Origin of the sequence: Bradyrhizobium sp., from assembly GCF_049512235.1 — a bacterium.
Taxonomy (GTDB): domain Bacteria; phylum Pseudomonadota; class Alphaproteobacteria; order Rhizobiales; family Xanthobacteraceae; genus Bradyrhizobium.
This window is the reverse complement of the sequence record NZ_JBEKXH010000025.1, coordinates 1-18,115: the sequence shown is the minus strand read 5'-3', so window position 1 is coordinate 18,115 and position 18,115 is coordinate 1. Positions and strand designations below refer to the sequence as shown.

Genomic DNA, 18,115 nt, shown 5'->3' with positions numbered 1-18,115 from the left:
CGCCCAGTCGTCATGCAAGAGGATAGAATAATCAGGGTAGAATAAGGAGATGACCGATGAGCGAGATGAGCGCGATCGAGCCCACGGGCGCCGTGACCGGGGGCTTGCGAACGCTGCTGCGGCTGGAGGGCCTGACCCTGTTTGCCGGAATGACGCTGCTCTACGCGGTCTGGGGCGGATCGTGGTGGATCTACGCCATCCTGTTCCTGGCGCCCGATCTGAGCTTTGCGGCTTACCTCTCCGGTCCGCGAACCGGCGCCATCGTCTACAACGCCGCCCACAGCTATATGATGCCGGTAACGCTGATGGTCTCGGGCTTCGGCATGGCTTCGCCGCTCACGCTTTCGATCGCGCTGATCTGGATGGCGCATATCGGCATCGACCGCGCGCTCGGCTACGGCCTGAAATACCCGGCCGGATTTGGCTTCACCCATCTTGGCCGCATCGGCAAGGGGGCGGCCAAGACCGAGCGCCGGATTTGACAGCCCCAGCACCACTTGTTCTAGTCGGGCGCATCGTGGCAGCCGCACGATGACAATAACGGGGGACCCATGCGAAACGGCATTGGTACAGCGATAGCAGCCTGGATTTCCTGCACCGGCATGCTGCTCGCAGGCGTCGAGGCCAGCGCACAATCAATGCCCAGGGAAATGCCGGCCCGGGTCGAGCTCTATGCCATCCCTTCGCTGACCATCTCGGACCAGCAATTCCTCACCGGCGATGCCAATGGCACGCCGGTCACCGTCGCCGGCGAATTCCGGCTCGCGCAGGGCAGCGGACGCCTGCCCGTGGTGGTCTTGATGCACGGCTCGGGTGGGATCGGCGCCAATATCGAAGCCTGGGTGGCAGAGCTCAACGCCATTGGGATTTCAACCTTCCTGATCGACGGTTTCAGCGGCCGCGGACTGACGGCGGTCAGCCAAAACCAGGCGCTGCTCGGCCGGCTCAATTTCATTGTCGATATCTATCGTTCGCTGGAAATCCTCGCCAAGCATCCACGGGTCGATCCCGAGCGCATCGTGCTGATGGGATTTTCGCGCGGCGGACAGGCCGCGCTGTACGCCAGCCTCGACCGTTTCAACAAGCTCTGGAACAGGTCAGGCATCGAGTTTGCCGCCTACATTCCGTTCTATCCGGATTGCTCCACGACCTATTTGACCGACAGCGAGATCGCCCATCGCCCGATCCGGATCTTTCACGGCACGCCGGACGACTATAACCCGGTGGCCAGTTGTAAAGCCTATGTGGCGCGGCTGCAGGCGGCCGGACGCGACGTGGTGCTGACGGAATATCCGGATTCGGCGCACGGTTTCGATAGCGGCCTGGTCGGTGTTTACTTCGTGGGAGTTGCCGCCAATGCGCAGACCGCGCGCCATTGCCATATCAAGGAGGGCGAAAACGGCGTGCTGATGAATGCCGATACCAACGCCCCGTTCGGCTACAAGGACGCCTGCATCGAGCTCAACCCGCATGTCGGCGGCAATCCCGCCACCGCAGAAGCCGCGAAGAAGGCGGTAAGCGAGTTCCTGCAGGCGCTGTTCAAGCTGGGATAGCGGATCGAGGAATTGGTTCGACGTCTCAGCATCGGCATAGGCGGTGAGCCCCTCTCCCCCCTTGTGGCATAGACGGCCAGGGGGCCATGCGCGCATGCATCGTCCCCGGCCGAATTGTAATGACAATGACATTACGTGGTGGTATATTGCGGTCATGGCTCCGACATCGAACCGACCCGCTCCGCGTGACTCCCTCAACCTGCGCATCAAGCCCGAGCTGCGCGGGTTGATCGATCGCGCGGCGCGGCTAGCGGGAAAAAACCGCACGGACTTCGTCTTGGAAGCCGCGCGTCGCGCGGCTGAGGATGCGCTGCTCGACCGCACACTGTTCACGATAAGCCCGAAGGCATATGCCGAGTTCCTGGCGCGGCTGGATGCGCCGCCGCAGCCGAACGAGCGGCTGCAACGTACCATGCGGACGCGGTCGCCGTGGGAAAAGGCGTGAACCTTAGCGCGCCAGCCCCGCTCGTCGACAATCATCAACTTGAGCCTTTCCATTCCGGCGTACCCACCCTGGACGACTGGCTCAAGCGCCGCGCCATGGCCAACCAAGTCAGCGGAGCATCGCGTAGCTTCGTCGTGTGCGCCGAGGAGACCGTCGTCGGGTACCACGCGCTGGCCTCAGGCGCGGTGAGCACCGCTGCAGCTTCGGGGCGTTTTCGCCGCAACATGCCGGATCCGATCCCGGTGGCGGTACTAGGACGCCTCGCCATCGATCGCGCCTATCACGGCAAGGGCATCGGCCGCGCGCTATTCCGCGACAGCGCCCTGCGCGTGATGCAGGCCGCCGAAGCGATCGGCATCAGAGGCATGCTGGTGCATGCCATCTCGGACCAGGCCAAGGCATTCTATCTTGCGCTCGGCCTCTCGCCATCGCCACTTGAGCCGATGACGCTTATGGTTACCCTCGCCGACCTCAGGGCAACCCTATAAACCGCCACCGGCGATGACGAACGCTGGATGGAGCATCCCGCTCACTTCTCCCCGACCTTGAAAGGCGGCTCCTTGCCGGGCGGTACAGTTTCCTCCGCCATGGCAAGCAGCATGGCCACCATGACGTAGTTGCCTGCCACCGCCGTCAAATCCACGATCTGCTGATCGTTGAAGACCTTCTTCGCCCGCGCATAGGTTTCGTCGGAAACCTTCTGCGTGGTGGTGAGCTCGGTGACGAAGTCGTACACGACGACCTCACCCTCGGCCATGTCGGACGGCCGCTTGCCGGCTTTCAGTTCGGCGATGATCTCCGGCTTCAGCCCGGCCTTCGCCGCCAGCGGCGCGTGCGCATACCATTCGACCTGCGAGCGCCATTGCCGGGCGATGATCAGGATCGCAAACTCGTTGAGCCTGGTCGGCACCGCGGTTTCCCAGCGCAGATAGTGAAACAGGTCGAACAGCCGCTGCCCCAGCACCGGGCTGCGCATCATCGGGTTGTAGGGTCCGGCGAGGCCGACGCTGGACACCTTCATGACCTCTTCGCCGAGCGGCTTCTGCTTTTCGTCGAGCTGGTCCATGGTCAGTTGCGGAAAGCGCGGCTCCTTGCTGGTCGCAGGCGCTGCGAACATCGTGGCCGCGAACCAGCCGCCGGCCGCGGCGGCCGCGAGCGACGACATCCAGACTGCGGATTTCATGATCTCCTCCGGGCAATTTCTGATAGTGCCCGAATGCTAGTCCAGCCGCGCCGCCCGCGCCAGCCCGCGGCCGCCCTCGGCCGCCAAATGCGAATGTTCGGCGGATCAGATCGCGCCGATATCGGTCAGGCATTGCTGCGTTAATTTCATGCGACCGGCGATCAGCGAATTCGGAATCTTGAAGGTCGAGGCCGGCAGTCTCGCCTCCCCGGAACGAACCGCATCGCTGGCGATCACCAGGTAGTCATCGACCTCATCGCCGACGAAGGTGCCCACCGTTCCCTCGTCGGTAAAATGCCGCGCCAGATCCTCGCGAATTCGCGCTGCGCTGGGGCGCGACATCGGCAAAGCCGCGCGAAGGCGGGAGAACAACGGCAGCAAGCAGACCGAGCGCGTGGCGGCGATTGATCATGGCAGCATCCTTGTGACCCCCGCCGCTTGGCCCGACCGTTAGACTTTCCAGGCGGGCGTTCAGGGCTTTTTCACGACCGCGACCGCGGCTTCGTTTCTGCGCAGAAAGGGCAGCGTGAACGGGGCGTCGTAGAACAGGGAATAGGGCTCGCTGGCAGGCTGCCATTTTGTGCCTGCGAGTTTCGCGATCAACTCGACCTTTCGTTCGTCGACATCAGCGGCGGAGCCGGAAAAACGCAAGGTAGCGATCATCTCATCCGAAACCGTGACCAGCCGGACCCTCGGGTTCAGAGGTTTGGGTGCCGTCCCCAGGGTATATTTTGCAGGCAGAAAGAACCGCATGTGCCCCGTGCCGGCGTGTTCCAGGGTTTCCACCGGAACGGTCATGGCCACCAATTCCTTGCCGCCGACCTCGACGGGCATGGTCATGGCGATGGTGTCTTGTGCGAACGCCGCTGAGCGGTTGGCTCCTGCGATATAGGCGAACAGCAGTTGAAAGGCTTGGCCCCTGCCAACGCCGCCAGCGGAGGCCAGGTCAACCTCGGCCGCAAGGCGTGGGGCATAGCGGCGAATTTCCAGGCGAGTTCCGACGCGATCGATCACGTCATACCGCGGCTCCTCGTAAAGCCGGATGCCAAAGATGCCGACAACGGACTCAAGGACGAGCGCCCCATAATAGCCGATCGATTGCCACACTCGGGTAGTCTCCTTGCATGCCATGCGCCTCCAGCATCTTGCAGAGTGAAATGCGCGGCCAGCGGCAATCATTCAAGCCCCGAATACAAGTAACGGATGATCGAACCTAGCGTATCCGCCCCGACAGGCGCAGCAGGAAGATCAGCACTTCCGCGACTGCCTTGTAGAGTTCGGTTGGAATTTCGTCGCCGAGTTCGACGTTGGAGAGCGCGCCGGCAAGTATCTCGTTCTCCTCGATCGGGATGTCATGGGCTTTTGCTACTTCGATGATCTTGGCGCCGATCGTTCCCTTGCCCTTGGCGATCACCCGGGGCGCGCCGGTTCGGTCATAATGCAGCGCGACCGCAAGCTGGTGCCTGGTCTCCACGGTCATAGCGCGCGATCCAGAAAATGTCCGGCGCGCGCCGGCGCGGATTGGGACGGCGCGCCATCCCAGACCACGATGTCGCCGGGCTGCAGATCGGCCCTGCTGAGCGCCTGGCTTAATTGCGCGGCGTCCGCGCGCAGCCGGGCTGCGGTCGCGGGCCGCTCCGCCCATATTCGCACCGATGTCCGCTCGCCATTGAGCGACACCAGCGCATGAACCGGCCCTGCCGGTTCGACGTCGAGGGTAAATCGCGCCCGCCAAACCCGTTTTGCCGCGTCTGCGGGGTTGCCGCCGCCATCGCGCGAAATTTCGAACTGCGCCATCGCCGTTCCCTGCGGCGTCGCAAAGGGGATTTCGAAGTTCCAGCGCGGCGCGGTCGGATCGAGCCGCGCCGCCGTTGTGTCGGCTTGGCCCGGCAACGACGCTACCTGCAGCAGCGTCTGCCGCGCGATGGCGGCGCCGGTATCGGCGAGCAAACGGCGCATGGCCGATTCCGCGGAAGAATTGGTCAGCAGCGTCGCCGCCATGACGGGTTGGGCGGCCGGCAATGCGCCGCTGAGCGGTGGCGGCGGCACGTGGCTTTGCGCCATTTCGGCGTCATCGACTCCGGATATTCGCTCGCCGGTAACGGCCGGGATCAGCGCCAGCATCTGGCTGTTCTCGAGCAGTAACGCCAATGGATTTGCCAGCGTCAGCGGACCGCTCTGCAGCGCCTCCTGCAGCAGGTTGAGAGCGGCGCTGCTGGCGGCGGCGCGCGCCGTCGCGTCCGCCAATGTCGACAGCGGTGCGATGAGTTCGTTGGCCACGCCGAGGTTCTGAACATTTTGCGCGGTCGGTACCACGGCGGCTTGCGGCAAAACCACGGCCGCTGCCACCTCGGACGCAAGCAGCGGCACCAGCGCGGGCGATGCCGCGGTCAGCGTGGCAGGTTCAACCGTAATCGTAACCGGCTGCGACAATGGTTGAACGAACGGCTGCGCGCCCCGCTCCGTCAGCGCACCCGAAACCCTCGTTCCCCCTTGTTGCATCGCCGCTACCGCCACCGGCGCGGGAGTTCCTGGTGGTGCCGCGACCACAGGCGTCGGCTCGCCTTGCGCGGCCGCCGCCACGCTTGTCGCGATCTGCGGGGCTGCTGCCGCCGCTGCGTGGGCGCCCGGAACAGCCGCCGCCGGCGGCATCAAGCCCTGCGGCACGGTGGTCGCCGCCGGCGCCGGCGCCAGCGCCTGCTGCGATACACCGCTCGATGCCGGCGCGCTTTGCGTCGCCAATGCACCCTGGGCCACCACCGCGCCCTGCGTCACCGGCGTATTCGGTGTTGCCGGCGCGGCATTGAGCGATGTCACCAGCACCTGGCGCAGCACGATCAGGGCCGCCTTGAGATCGGACGTCGCGGCGGACAGCGAAGCCGATCCCGCCGCCAATGACGCCTCCAGAAACAGGCCGGAACTCTGGAATGCCTCGCTGATATCGTTGCCGGTCAGGCCGGCATTGAGCGGCGTGCGCTGCGCCAGCATTTGGGCCACCGCTTGCTGGATCTGCGGCGGCAGGCTGTCGAGCCCGGTGGCGACGCCCAGATTGGCAAACAGCTGCGCCAGACTGGTCTGCTGGGCGGCCGCGCTCTGGGCCGCGACCGATACCGCAAGCGCCTCCGGCGGCGTCAGCTGAATGGTCGCTGTCACGGCGGCGGGCGTGGTTGATGCAGAGATTAAAATGGCCGCGGCCGGGGCCAGGGTGACGGAATCGGTCGTCACCGCCGCGCTGCCCGGATCGGCCGGCGCCTGACTTGCCCCACTGCTTTGCTGGCTGACCACCGCAAGCGCGATGCTGCCATCGGGAGCTTGCGAAACCGCAAGCTGCAGCGACTGGCCGGCCTGCAGCGACACCTGCGATTGCACGTCGAGCGACTGGCCGCTGACCGTGATCCGCACCGTATCATTACCAAGAATTTGCTGGACCCTGGCACTGATCAAGCTGCCCGGCTGCAGCAGCACAGGCGCCGTCACGCCCTGGGCGGCGACCAGCGGAAGATTGGGATGGATGACGATCGGCATCGGGACTTGCTTACGGGATCATGGCCGAAACAGGCTAACGAGCCGTCGTAAACCTCCCGTTAAGAATTTGGCTTGCCAAAGGGCTTTAAGAGCCTTCAACCAAGCCGCAAGAACACCCTGCAAACGCCTGTCGGCATGAGGAAACGTCCACAGCGGGCAGCCCAGGCGATGTCCGCGCGACCTTGGCGAAGCGGCTATTTCCGACGCTGCGGCGGATCGACGACAACGTCCTCGCAGACGATGCGGCCGTCGATCAGCCTGAATTCCAGCGTGTCATATGCGGCGAGAAGCTCACTGGGCTTGACCGGCAGCAATCCGGCACGCCCCTGAATATTCAGCGCGGCACGTCCGGTACCGTGGTGATCGGGATTCCACATTTTGATCCCGGTCTCGATCCAGCGTCGGCGAATGAGCGCTTCCCTGTCACAACGATCGTCCGGCTTCGGTTCTGCGATGACCATTGGTTCCGCGACGACCGTCTTGTGGGACAATTTCGAACCGGCGACCTGAAGATCGACCCTATCTTGATCTCGCGTAAGGCCGGGAGCTTCGCCGAGAAATTTACTGACCGGCAACTCGCCACTCGCTTTGCCGCTGCGCAGCAGCGACACACATTTGGCAAACACGAACTGCAGCACGACGACCAGTTTGGTCAGAACCGGCAGCGGCCTCGAAGCGTTATCAGCGAGTGACATCAGATCATTCTCAGGTTTACGCACAATAGAGCCACCATGGTCGAACATCGGGACGATTCGGTCCAGCACGGAGGAGAGCTCGCCCGGCTCCCTAGGTCGCGCCGGATTTCAGCGAATTCAGGATGCTTGCCGCCGCCCTGAAATCGACCAGCCGTGCCGCGCGCCGCGCCGCGACCTCTTCATCTGCGCCCCATTTTTCGATGTTCCAGTCCTCATCGACATGGGCGGCGGCCCAGACCTGATCGGCATCGATCACACGGTGGAAAAGCGCCAGCGCGAGCAACGCGGAGCCGGTCAACGTCGTGACCACGTGCAGCGCGGCAATCGACCAGGGATCCCAGGGCAGAGCCGCGCCCGCCGCGGCAATGGCCGCGTCGGGCTGGCCGACATGCACGATGCCCTCGGCTAGAATGAAATGCGCGCCCAGCGCGTCCGCGGCCCAAAACAATACGGGATCCCAGAGGGCGGCTTGCCGCGCGACCAACGCGGCAGGATGACCGGCGCGATAGCACAGGAGATCGGACCGAAAATATCTCGCGATGTCCCCGGTGACGGCGTCGGCCCGATCGACCACGGCCTCGACGACGCTGTTGGCGAAGCGCGTGAACGGCATCGTCAAGGGATCGATGAACTCCTGCTGGGCATTCCATTCGCCGGCAATGGCGCCGGCGATCTCCCGCACTGGGACGATGACCTGACGGCCCGAAGGGGTGCGGATCGGCTTGTCATCCAGCGTGATGGCAAAGCCACCTTCCGTAACGGCGACGCCGGCATGGGCGTAAAAGCGCTTGCGGCGGAGCCCGCGCGTGGCGCGCCGGACGGCCTGCTCCGGATCGAGCGGAGAATCCCCGGAGGCTTCGTCGAACAATTCACGCATTCGTTGGTCCATTTCATTCCGGCGACAAGGCTATGATAGGCCTTGGTAGGACAAGCCTTGGTAGGATAAGTCTTGGTAGGATAAGTCTTGGCGCAAATAAAGCGAACCGGCGACGGCAAAGTGGTGACAAGAGCCTTTTGATGACCAGGCGCCTGGCAGCGATACTGGTTCTGTTGGCCGGCCCCGGGCTTTCGGCCGCGCAGGCTGGATTCCGTTCGCCGGAATCGCTGGTCAGGAATGTCTACGCCTATTATGGCGACAGGTCGTCCGCGCTTTCGAACGGACTGCCGCGCGATCCCGCCACGGCACGCCAGTTCTTCGATCCGGCTTTGCGGGAGGCATGGATCAAACTCAAGAACGAGCCCTATGATTTTCTTGTCCAGAGCGCGACCTGGAAGATCGGGGCGGTCTCGATCGCAATCCTTCGCAAGCAATTCGACAAGACCTACGTCGCCGCCGCTTTCAGCAACAATGGCCGCGCCGTCACGCTGAATTTCATTGTCGCCAAGGGACCCGATGGCTGGGAGATTCTCGATGTCGAGAGCCCGCATGATTCATTGCGGATGTTCCTCGACGAGTACCGGAACTAAAGAGAATCTCCGGTCACCGATTGGCGCAGGAACGCGAATAGGCCGCGCGCTCGCTTGGGCCGAGGCCGCTGGCGGCGGCCTCGTCGAGACAGCTGGTGATCTTGTCGCTGAACGAAGGGCGCGGCGCCGGCGCATAGTTGTAGTTTGCCGGTGCGTCCATCTGCGGCACCACCGGCACTGTAATTTTGGGCGGCGGTGGCGGTGCGGGCAGCGGCGGGTTGAACTGTGAACCGCCCGGGGGAACGATGAGCTGCGCGGAGGCGCCGCCGCCGAGCAAGAGCGCCGAGATGACCGCGCCCGCGATGATTAATCGATGTTTCATGGAGAGTATGTCGTGATCCTATAGCCCGGCTGCCATTAAATTATTCTTCAGGCGCGTTCTCGATCGGGTCGAATCGATCGGCCGCGGTCGCGTCAATGAAGCCACCGCGCGGATGCGGGATCACGATCCGTCGCGCCAGCAGATGCAGCCGTTTCTGCAGGCCGCCCGGAAGTTCCCAGTTCTCCTTGTTGAAATATTTGGGGTCGCCGACGATGGCGTGATCGATATGGGCCATGTGCGCGCGCAATTGATGGGTTCGCCCGGTGACCGGCTTCAGCGATACCCAGGCGAGCTTCTGGGCCGAGGTCTCTACCACGGCATAATAGGTCACGGCGTGGCTCGCGCCCTCGTCGCCATGCGCGGCGATGCGCATGATGGTGTCCTCCTCGCCCTCTTCCTTGGCGAGATAGGTCGAGATGCGGCCCTGCTTCGGCTTCGGTACGCCCGCCACCAGCGCCCAATAGATCTTGCGCGCCGAGCGGTGGCGGAACGATCCAGTCAAGGCGGTGGCGGCAAATCGAGTTTTCGCCACCAAGAGGCAGCCCGCCGTCTCCTTGTCGAGCCGGTGAACCAGCCGCGGTTTTTGCCCCTTGGCGTCGCGCATCACCTCGAGCATCTGGTCGATATGCCGCGTGGTGCCGGAACCGCCCTGCACGGCGAGGCCGGCAGGCTTGTTCAGCACCATGACGTCGGCGTCCTCATAGAGAATCATCTCCTTGAGCGCATCGAGCGTCTTGGTCGTGGCTTCCGACAGCTGACCTGCGACCTTGGGCGCATCGAGCTTCAACGGTGGGATGCGGACGCTTTGCCCCTGTTCCAGCCGGTCCTTGCTGTCGGCGCGCTTGCCGTTCACCCGCAGCTCGCCTTTGCGAACGATGCGCTGGATATGGGAGAATGACAGGCCGGGAAACCGCGCCTCGAGAAAACGGTCGACACGCATGTTGTTTTCGTCCGCAGTTACCACGACGGTCTGCACCTTACCCGGCAGCGGCGGGGGCTCGGCGACGGCCTTCTCAGGCTCGGCAACGAAAGGCGCTGGTTTCGCCGCCCGGGGCGCGGAGAACCGCGCCGGTTTAGCCCCGGGCCGATACGCCTGCGGCCGCTCTGCTTGTGAACCCCGGTATGGGCGCGCGCCCTTCGGGCGATCGCCCCGGGCCTTCAATGGTTTCTTGACGCGACGGCTCATGATGGGTTGCAGCTCCAATCAGGCCGTTGGGTAGCGCATCGCCACGGCGAAATCAGTACAAATCCGGCACCAGACATGGCCGCCCAACGGTTTCCGTGCCCCGGACGCGAGCCGCAGCGCCTTGAGCGCGTTCACGCGCGTCTTCGAAGCGCTCAAGGCAGTCGGCCGCTGAGCCGCGGGCCCATGCAGCCGCGATCTGAATGGGTGCCGGCTTTGATCGGGTCAGGCTCATCAACTCCATTTGAGCGAGAAAATCGAGGAAACATTCGACACACGTCAAAAGATCGCTTATTACTTATTCAACTACTGGTTTGATACATTCAGTTTTGAAGCAAATGTTCATTTCGATCCAAGTGATAACGACTCAGCAGCATTGACAGGTGGATCCCATGATTAGAAACGGCAAGGATATTTCCAGCGGATCGGTGGTTTCGACCCAGGTTTGCATTATTGGGTCCGGCCCCGCCGGCATTACAGCGGCGTGGTGTCTGCAAAAAGCGGGAATAAAAGTCACCCTGATCGAAGGAAGCCGCGATTACGGCACGGCCTGGAAAGAGAGCTGGCCGGACAAGGTTCTGCTCTACAACGGAGTGGCCGACGGCTTGTTCGCAACCAACGAACCCGAGTTCCTGATTCTGCCTTACGTTGGACACACCAGCCCGGCCTGGGAACGTGAGCGTGTCTTCGGTGGCACGTCCGCTCACTGGGGCGGCCAATCCCACTGGGCCGGGATATTGCAGGCTGAAGTTCCTCATCTCGCCGGTTTCGATACCGAGATGTACCAGTTCGTTGGCCCAAACTATCGGAATTTCGCCACCCGGACTTTTGATGGAAAAACCATCGGGGAGAGCCCGGTCGATGTGATCTTGAACGCCAGCCTGCTCAACATCGATCACACGAACGGCATCGTGAAGGGACTGCGCGTGGCCAGCATGGACGTTGGGTCATCGCCGCGAAAAGCCACGGAGTTCAAGGTTCAGGCTGACGTCTATGTGCTGGCATGCGGTGCGGTTGCCAATGCCCACCAGCTCCTGCTGTCGAATGCCGGCAACGAGCACGACCAGGTTGGCCGCTACTTCATGTGTCACCCGCTGGCGCAAGGCAGCATCGTCAGGATCACAAAGCCCTATCTCTCGAATGCGCAATCCAGGCTGATGAACGGCCAGACGCCGAACGGCGACCCATGGCATGATGAAAATCGCGTCGGGGTCACGGGCAGATTTTCTCCTGACGCCGAGCAGCAGAAGAAACTGGGAATCGGCAGCTGCTGGTTCTGGTCTGGCGGCGGCCAGTATTATTTCGAGATGGCACCCAATCCCGACAGCCGCGTCAGGCTCGCCGACACGCACGACCCGGTCTTTGGCCAGCAACAGACCAGGATCACGTGGGAGCTCACGCCGCTGGACGAGACGACCTATAACCAGTCGACGCAGCTGTTCAAGGCGGCCGTCAACCACCTCAATGGCGATGTCTCCTTCCAGTCGTGGGCATCAGTCAAGAGCCAATTGGTCGACAACGGGCACCACATCGGAACCACGCGCATGTCGAGCGACCCCACAAAAGGGGTGGTCGATGCCAACCTCAAAGTGCATTCACTCGACAACCTCTACGTGGCAGGGTCTTCGGTGTTTGCAACGGCCGGGATCTCCAACCCGACCTTCACGATCATCACGCTCTCGATAAGGTTGGCCGAGCATCTGAGCAAGACCTTGGGCAGCTAGACGATAGCTCAATCAAGAACCATCGCGTTCTATGCGCCGCCGCGCTCGCGGCGCAGTTTCGCCCAGTAATCCAGCCGCTTTCTGATCTCGCGCTCGAAGCCGCGGTCGGGCGGATCGTAAAAGGTCTGGCGCCCCAGCGCTTGCGGGAAATAGTCCTGTCCGGAGAAGGCCTCCGGCGCGTCGTGATCGTATTCGTAGCCCGAGCCATAGCCTTCCGATTTCATCAATTTGGTTGGTGAATTCAAAATATGCTTCGGCGGCAGCAGCGAACCGCCTTCCTTGGCGGCGCGCATCGCGGCGCCGAAGGCCTTGTAGGCGGCGTTCGATTTCGGCGCGGTGGCAAGATAGATCACGGCCTGCGCGATCGCCAGTTCGCCCTCGGGAGACCCAAGGAAATCATAGGCATCCTTGGCGGCGTTGCAGATCGAGAGCGCCTGCGGATCGGCGAGACCAATATCCTCGACCGCCATCCGCACCACGCGCCGGGCCAGGAACAGCGGATCCTCGCCGGCATCCAGCATGCGCGCGAGATAATACAAGGCGGCATCGGGATCGGAGCCGCGCACCGACTTGTGCAGCGCCGAGATCAGATTGTAATGGCCGTCGGCCGACTTGTCGTAGATCGGGGCGCGGCGCTGCAGGATATCCTGCAGCTGCGCGGCATTGAAGGTTTCGCCCTGCCGCGCCGCGCGCCAGACTTCCTCGGCGAGCGTCAGCGCGGCACGGCCATCGCCGTCGGCCATGCGCACCAGCACGGCGCGGGCCTCGGCGTCGAGCGGCAGTTTTTTGCCTTCGATCTGTTCGGCATGGACAAACAGCCGTTCGATCGCAGCTGTGTCGAGCGAGCGAAACACCAGCACGCGCGCCCGCGACAACAAAGCGGCGTTGAGCTCGAACGAGGGATTTTCGGTGGTCGCCCCGACCAGCACCACGGTGCCGTCTTCCATGACAGGCAGAAAGGAATCCTGCTGGGCGCGATTGAAACGATGCACCTCGTCGACGAACAACAGCGTTCCCTTGCCGGTCTCGCGCCGCGCGCGCGCGGCCTCGAACGCCTTTTTCAAATCGGCAACGCCCGAAAACACCGCCGAGAGCTGCTCGAAATGCAGTTCGGTGGCATCCGCCAGCAATCGCGCGACGGTGGTCTTGCCGGTGCCCGGCGGCCCCCAGAAGATCAACGAGCCCAGCGTCCGCACAGCCAGCATGCGCGTCAACGCGCCGTCCGGCCCGAGGATGTGGTCCTGTCCGACCACATCCGACAGAATGCGCGGGCGCAACCGGTCCGGCAGCGGATGCGGCGTGTCCTGTTCCAATCCCGCCGCCGTGAACAGGCTCGCAACCTCGCGTGGTCGCTTCGGGCTCATCCGCCGAGCGTCACGTTGATCTGCTGACCGCCGCGCACCAACGTAATGCGCCAGACCCGGACGGACTCGCGTGTCGCCTTCTCCAGGTCGCTGGTCCTGGCGATTTTCTGGCTGTTCACCGCGGTGATGATATCGCCCTTCTGGAATCCGACGCTCGCGGCGGTGCCGCCGTCGGCCAGATCGGTCACCACCACGCCTTCAATGTCCGCATCCAGATGCAACTCGTCGGCCACCGCGGGCGAGATGTTGGCTACCTTCGCGCCCTGTAACGGCGAACGCCCGGTCAGGACGATCTCGTTGCGGCCGGTGTCGGGCGCGGTTTCGAGCGGAACGGTGAGTTTCACCACCTTGCCGGCGCGCTGAACATCGATCTCGGAGCTACCGCCAATCGGACGCGTCGCAAAATGATAGTCGAAGGCGTTGGGATCCTCGACCGCCTGTCCGTCGATGGCGACGATCAGGTCGGATGGCTTCAACCCGGCCCGCGCGGCCGGACTGGACGCCACCACACCGGCGACCAGCGCGCCGGTCGGAAGGCGAAGCCCCAATGACTCGGCGATATCAGGCGTCACCGCCTGCAGCCTGGCGCCAAGCCACGGCCGCTTGACCGCCTTGCCACCGCCCCTGGCCGAAGCCACGACGACGCGCACCATGTTGGCGGGTATCGCAAAGCCAATGCCCTGGGATCCGCCGGAGCGCGAGAAGATCGCGGTATTGATGCCGGCGAGTTTGCCGGTCATGTCGACCAGCGCGCCGCCCGAATTGCCCGGGTTGATCGCGGCATCGGTCTGGATGAAGAACTGATAGTCGGTGATGCCGACCTGGGTGCGCGCCAGCGCCGATATGATGCCGTGAGTCACGGTCTGTCCGACCCCGAAGGGATTGCCGATCGCGAGCACGATGTCGCCCACCATCAGTTCGTCGGAATTGGCAAAATCGAGCGTGGGGAATCTCTCATGCGCACCTTTGAGCCGCAATACCGCCAGATCGCTGCGCGGATCCTTGAGCACGATCTCGGCCTCGAATTCCCGCTTGTCGGACAGCGACACCTTGACCTCATCGGCGCCTTCGATGACATGGACGTTGGTCACCACCAGACCCGAGGGATCCACCATCACGCCCGATCCCAGCGAGCGCTGCATCTGTTCCGGCTGCTGGCCGGGCACCCCGAAGAACCGGCGGAAGATCGGATCGTCGAGCAGCGGATTACGGTCCTGGATCACCTTGGCGGCATAGACATTGACGACCGCAGGTTGCACGCGCTGCACGATCGGCGCGTAGGACAGCCGGAGCTCCGCCGCCGAGACCGGTAAACGCCGGTCCTGGGCGCAGGCGTCATGTACACTTCCCGACAGGCCCGCGGCCCATATCAAGGTAAGCGCGACGGCTCGGAAAGATCGGTACATTCTCACCTCTCGATAGCAACCGCGGACTATAATCGCCTCGAAGCGGCTTTAGAAGGGCGCCTTGCTCGGATATCCGGTATCCCGGGCCGCGTCGCCGGCCCGACAACGCTTCCTGTCGGCCACGGATCTCCCTAGCCATGGATCGCATGACGAACGTCATGCCGCGATTTCAGGCGCAGTGGACGCCGTACGAATCAATCCCGAGACGGCCAAGCCTTCGGGCGCGCGGTGTGGCTCACAGACAACAGGCGGAACTGTGTCAATGTTTTGGAGAAATCATGATTCTTTCCTATGCTCATTGCGATCCTATCAACATTCATAGGTGTACACATGAAACGATTGAGACTTGCGACCGCGGCGGCGGTCGGCCTGATCGGCGCCTCGCTCGCGTCGCGCGTCCAGGCCGAATCAGCGGACAACAATGAAGCCGAGATTGCGTTGCTGAAACAGCAGCTTCGACTGATGGAGCAAAAACTCGACAAACTACAGAAGCAGACCGCGGCGAATACTGCCGCGGCCGCGCACGCTAACGCCAAGGCCGACGCCAAGCTCGGCGTCGCCAACGCCAACGCCAACGCGGCCTATCCAGTCAAGGGGCCGGTGGCGCCATTTGGCGCGGTTGTGACCATGCCGAACAACCGGCCGACCATCTGCACCGTCGACAATGAGAATTGCATTTCGCTCACCAGCCGGGTGCACTGGGATGTCGGTGGTTACAACTATCGTCCCGACAGCGCCGCGACCTCGCCGCAGAAGCTGGACAGCGGGGAAAACCTCCGCCGCGCGCGCATCGGTGTGATCGGCAAGTTCCTGGGTGACTGGAACTACGCCCTGATCTACGATTTCGGCGGATCGTCGGACGGGTTTGGCGGCGCGGCCGCCGGATCTCTTCCGGGCGGCGGCGTGTCCGGCGTTGAGCAAGCCTATCTCAGCTATACCGGCTTCAGGCCTTTCGGCGGCAAGCTTGCCATCGAAGGCGGCGTCCAGGACCTGGCTTGGACGCTCGACGAGGCGACAAGCTCGAACGATATCATATTCATGGAGCGCGCCTCTCCGGGTGTCATCGCCCAAAACGTCGCGGCCGGCGACTTCCGCTCCTCCGCCGGCGCCCGCTGGTACAATGACCAGTTCTGGGTAGGCTCGTATATTACAGGGCCCCAGACCGGGGCCCTGCACTCGGCCTCGAGCGCAGCGCCCGCGGGCACCAGCGAACAATACGGCGCGATCGCGCGCGCCGCGGGTCAGGTCGTCAGCGGCAAGGACTACTCGCTGCATATCGGCGGCGATGCCGAAGTTCTGATCCAGCCGCCACACAATCTGGTCGCCACTCCCCAGACGGCCGCCGCCCAGACGTTCACCCTGAGCGATCGACCGGAGTTGCGCATCGACCCGACCACGCTTGTCTCTGCTGCCGTTCCCGGTACATCCCAAATTCAGGTCTACGGCGCCGAAGCGGCGGCAACTTACGGGCCGTTGCTGTTTCAAGGCGAGTATTACTGGTTCGATGTCGAGCGCAACTTCATCGTCTCGCTGCCGAGCCTGAGATTCCAGGGCGGCTATGCCGAGGCGAGCTATGTGCTGACCGGCGAAACCCATACCTACAATCCGGCAACCGCCGCCTATAGCGGCGTCGCACCGGCCAATCCGTTCTCACTGGCAAGTGGCGGCTGGGGTGCATGGGAGATCGCTGCCCGATACAGCACCATCAATCTCAACGATCAGCTGGCGAACGCGAACGGCCTCGCCGGCGGGCGGCAGGATATGTACACGTTGGGGCTGAACTGGTACGTCAGTCGCAACATCCGATTCATGTTGAACTACCTGCACGGCGACATTTCCAAGCAGCTGAGCCCCACCAACTCTACCGACACCGGCGCCAAGTTCGACGCCGTCGCGATGCGAACCCAGGTTGCTTTCTAGCATCTGGAATTCGGCAGGAGCAGCCGCCCGACTGCTCCTGCCTGTTCCCAATCGGACTGGTACATCGCGGCGCCACATCGATGGCGAAGCAAGAAGCCGCGCTTAGACAATGGGCTTTACAATTTGCGGCTAACCGGCGCATCTAACTCTAACGCGCCGGTTTGCATTGGAGCTCGGAAAATGAAGGCCGTCGGCTACCAAAAATCGCTGCCGATCGAGGCGGCGGAGGCTTTGATTGATTTTGAAACCGCGATACCGGAGCCGGCCGGCCGCGATATCCGTGTTGCCGTGAAGGCGATTTCGGTCAATCCGGTCGATACCAAAGTCCGCAAGCGCGCTGCGCCGCCCGAAGGCGAAACCAAGATCCTGGGCTATGACGCGGCCGGCATCGTCGATGCCGCAGGTCCCGACGTCACGCTGTTCAAGGCCGGCGATGAAGTGTTCTATGCCGGTTCGATCCTGCGCCAGGGCACCAACGCGGAATTTCATCTGGTCGATGAGCGGATCGTCGGCCACAAGCCGCGCACACTTTCTTTCGCCCAAGCCGCCGCGCTACCCCTGACCTCGATCACCGCCTGGGAGCTGCTGTTCGATCGACTGGGCGTGGCGCCGGGCAAAAGCGTCGATCCGCGCACCCTCCTGATCGTCGGCGGCGCGGGCGGCGTCGGCTCGATCCTGATCCAGCTCGCCCGCCGGCTTACCGGTCTGACGGTGGTAGCGACGGCGTCGCGGCCGGAATCGCAAAAATGGTGCCGCGATCTCGGCGCCCATGCCGTCATCGATCACGCCAAGCCGATGAAGGAGCAGATCGAACAGCTGAAGTTTCCGCCGCTTGGATTGGTCGCAAGCCTCACCAACACCGACCGGCACTACAAGGCGCTGGCGGAACTGATCGCGCCGCAAGGGAAGTATGGATTGATCGACGATCCCGCCGAATTCAACGTCGGCGTCTTCAAGGCCAAGGCGGTCTCGATCCACTGGGAGGCGATGTTCGCGCGCCCTTCGTTCCAGACCCCGGACATGATCGCCCAGCATCTCCTGTTGAACGACGTCGCCGACCTCCTCGACAAGGTCGTGCTGCGCACCACGCTGGACCAGACCTTTGGCACCATCAATGCCGCCAATCTGAAGCGGGCGCACGCGCTGCTGGAATCCGGCCAATCGCGCGGCAAGATCGTGCTGGAAGGCTTTTCACCTCATGCGATCGTTTGAATAATGCCGCCCTCGGCGCGGAGCGCTGCGCCATTGGTCGCTGACGCCTCTTGCGAAGCGACATAGAGCACCATGTTGGCGATCTCCTCAACGCTGGCAAAGCGCTGCAGCAGCGA

Annotated in this window: 18 protein-coding genes and 2 pseudogenes; 8 read left to right on the top strand and 12 right to left on the bottom strand. The window is 63.2% G+C overall.

The genetic code is table 11. The annotated features are described in order from the left end of the window. The first annotated feature begins 65 nt into the window (after positions 1-65). From ABSG20_RS04040 to ABSG20_RS04025, 4 genes are all read left to right on the top strand, one after another. Complete coding sequence (locus ABSG20_RS04040; protein ID WP_423863219.1) at positions 66-482, top strand: DUF4260 domain-containing protein; 417 nt, start codon at positions 66-68, stop codon at positions 480-482. A 120-nt stretch (positions 483-602) separates the two neighbouring features. Further along, on the top strand, positions 603-1,553 hold the full coding sequence (locus tag ABSG20_RS04035; RefSeq protein ID WP_423863218.1) for a dienelactone hydrolase family protein: 951 nt from the start codon (positions 603-605) through the stop codon (positions 1,551-1,553). A gap of 154 nt (positions 1,554-1,707) precedes the next feature. Further along, on the top strand, positions 1,708-1,998 hold the full coding sequence (locus tag ABSG20_RS04030; protein ID WP_423863195.1) for a type II toxin-antitoxin system TacA family antitoxin: 291 nt from the start codon (positions 1,708-1,710) through the stop codon (positions 1,996-1,998). Next, on the top strand, positions 1,995-2,486 hold the full coding sequence (locus ABSG20_RS04025; RefSeq protein ID WP_423863194.1) for a GNAT family N-acetyltransferase: 492 nt from the start codon (positions 1,995-1,997) through the stop codon (positions 2,484-2,486). The genes ABSG20_RS04030 and ABSG20_RS04025 overlap by 4 nt, the downstream gene beginning before the upstream one ends. A 41-nt stretch (positions 2,487-2,527) precedes the next feature. On the opposite strand, the gene ABSG20_RS04020 is transcribed toward ABSG20_RS04025, so the two are convergent. The 7 genes and pseudogenes from ABSG20_RS04020 to ABSG20_RS03990 all read right to left on the bottom strand — a co-directional run bounded on the left by ABSG20_RS04020 (position 2,528) and on the right by ABSG20_RS03990 (position 8,278). Continuing rightward, positions 2,528-3,181, bottom strand: a complete 654-nt coding sequence (locus ABSG20_RS04020) for a carboxymuconolactone decarboxylase family protein (protein ID WP_423863193.1) — start codon at positions 3,179-3,181, stop codon at positions 2,528-2,530. A gap of 156 nt (positions 3,182-3,337) precedes the next feature. After that, positions 3,338-3,593 (bottom strand): annotated as a pseudogene (locus tag ABSG20_RS04015) (class D beta-lactamase); the annotation flags it as partial. A gap of 59 nt (positions 3,594-3,652) precedes the next feature. Next, entirely contained in the window at positions 3,653-4,288 is a 636-nt protein-coding gene (locus ABSG20_RS04010) for an SOUL family heme-binding protein (RefSeq protein ID WP_423863192.1), read from the bottom strand. 106 nt (positions 4,289-4,394) lie between these two features. Beyond that, entirely contained in the window at positions 4,395-4,661 is a 267-nt protein-coding gene (locus ABSG20_RS04005; protein WP_423863191.1) for an EscU/YscU/HrcU family type III secretion system export apparatus switch protein, read from the bottom strand. After that, positions 4,658-6,706: a flagellar hook-length control protein FliK gene (fliK, locus tag ABSG20_RS04000; RefSeq protein ID WP_423863190.1), complete on the bottom strand. Its 2,049-nt coding sequence runs from the start codon at positions 6,704-6,706 to the stop codon at positions 4,658-4,660. Before fliK ends, ABSG20_RS04005 begins: the two co-directional genes overlap by 4 nt. Before the next feature lie 194 nt (positions 6,707-6,900). After that, a complete protein-coding gene (locus tag ABSG20_RS03995; protein WP_423863189.1) occupies positions 6,901-7,470 on the bottom strand; it encodes a hypothetical protein in 570 nt (189 codons plus the stop codon). 22 nt (positions 7,471-7,492) lie between these two features. After that, the gene (locus tag ABSG20_RS03990) at positions 7,493-8,278 is read right to left on the bottom strand and encodes an ATP12 family chaperone protein (protein ID WP_423863188.1); all 786 of its coding nucleotides are present in this window, start codon (positions 8,276-8,278) and stop codon (positions 7,493-7,495) included. 140 nt (positions 8,279-8,418) lie between these two features. Between ABSG20_RS03990 and ABSG20_RS03985 the strand changes: the two genes are divergently transcribed. After that, positions 8,419-8,868, top strand: coding sequence for a hypothetical protein (locus tag ABSG20_RS03985; protein WP_423863187.1), 450 nt, complete (start codon positions 8,419-8,421; stop codon positions 8,866-8,868). 13 nt (positions 8,869-8,881) lie between these two features. Here ABSG20_RS03985 and ABSG20_RS03980 read toward each other — a convergent pair whose 3' ends face one another. Both ABSG20_RS03980 and ABSG20_RS03975 read right to left on the bottom strand, forming a co-directional pair. Beyond that, on the bottom strand, positions 8,882-9,190 hold the full coding sequence (locus ABSG20_RS03980) for a hypothetical protein (RefSeq protein WP_423863186.1): 309 nt from the start codon (positions 9,188-9,190) through the stop codon (positions 8,882-8,884). 40 nt (positions 9,191-9,230) lie between these two features. Continuing rightward, positions 9,231-10,376 (bottom strand): RluA family pseudouridine synthase, encoded by a 1,146-nt coding sequence (locus ABSG20_RS03975; RefSeq protein ID WP_423863185.1) that lies wholly within the window; start codon positions 10,374-10,376, stop codon positions 9,231-9,233. A gap of 389 nt (positions 10,377-10,765) precedes the next feature. Between ABSG20_RS03975 and ABSG20_RS03970 the strand changes: the two genes are divergently transcribed. Further along, positions 10,766-12,097: an FAD-dependent oxidoreductase gene (locus tag ABSG20_RS03970; protein WP_423863184.1), complete on the top strand. Its 1,332-nt coding sequence runs from the start codon at positions 10,766-10,768 to the stop codon at positions 12,095-12,097. Positions 12,098-12,126: 29 nt separating this feature from the next. On the opposite strand, the gene ABSG20_RS03965 is transcribed toward ABSG20_RS03970, so the two are convergent. Together ABSG20_RS03965 and ABSG20_RS03960 are read right to left on the bottom strand one after the other, a co-directional pair. After that, positions 12,127-13,461, bottom strand: coding sequence for a replication-associated recombination protein A (locus ABSG20_RS03965; protein WP_423863183.1), 1,335 nt, complete (start codon positions 13,459-13,461; stop codon positions 12,127-12,129). Next, complete coding sequence (locus tag ABSG20_RS03960) at positions 13,458-14,867, bottom strand: DegQ family serine endoprotease (RefSeq protein ID WP_423863182.1); 1,410 nt, start codon at positions 14,865-14,867, stop codon at positions 13,458-13,460. The genes ABSG20_RS03965 and ABSG20_RS03960 overlap by 4 nt, the downstream gene beginning before the upstream one ends. 330 nt (positions 14,868-15,197) lie before the next feature. On the opposite strand from ABSG20_RS03960, the gene ABSG20_RS03955 reads away from it, so the two are divergent. Together ABSG20_RS03955 and ABSG20_RS03950 are read left to right on the top strand one after the other, a co-directional pair. Continuing rightward, the gene (locus ABSG20_RS03955) at positions 15,198-16,787 is read left to right on the top strand and encodes an OprO/OprP family phosphate-selective porin (RefSeq protein ID WP_423863181.1); all 1,590 of its coding nucleotides are present in this window, start codon (positions 15,198-15,200) and stop codon (positions 16,785-16,787) included. A gap of 180 nt (positions 16,788-16,967) precedes the next feature. Continuing rightward, positions 16,968-17,999, top strand: a complete 1,032-nt coding sequence (locus ABSG20_RS03950) for a zinc-binding alcohol dehydrogenase family protein (RefSeq protein ID WP_423863180.1) — start codon at positions 16,968-16,970, stop codon at positions 17,997-17,999. Here ABSG20_RS03950 and ABSG20_RS03945 read toward each other — a convergent pair. Next, positions 17,984-18,115, bottom strand: a pseudogene (locus ABSG20_RS03945) (oxidoreductase); the annotation flags it as partial. The gene ABSG20_RS03950 and the pseudogene ABSG20_RS03945 overlap by 16 nt on opposite strands.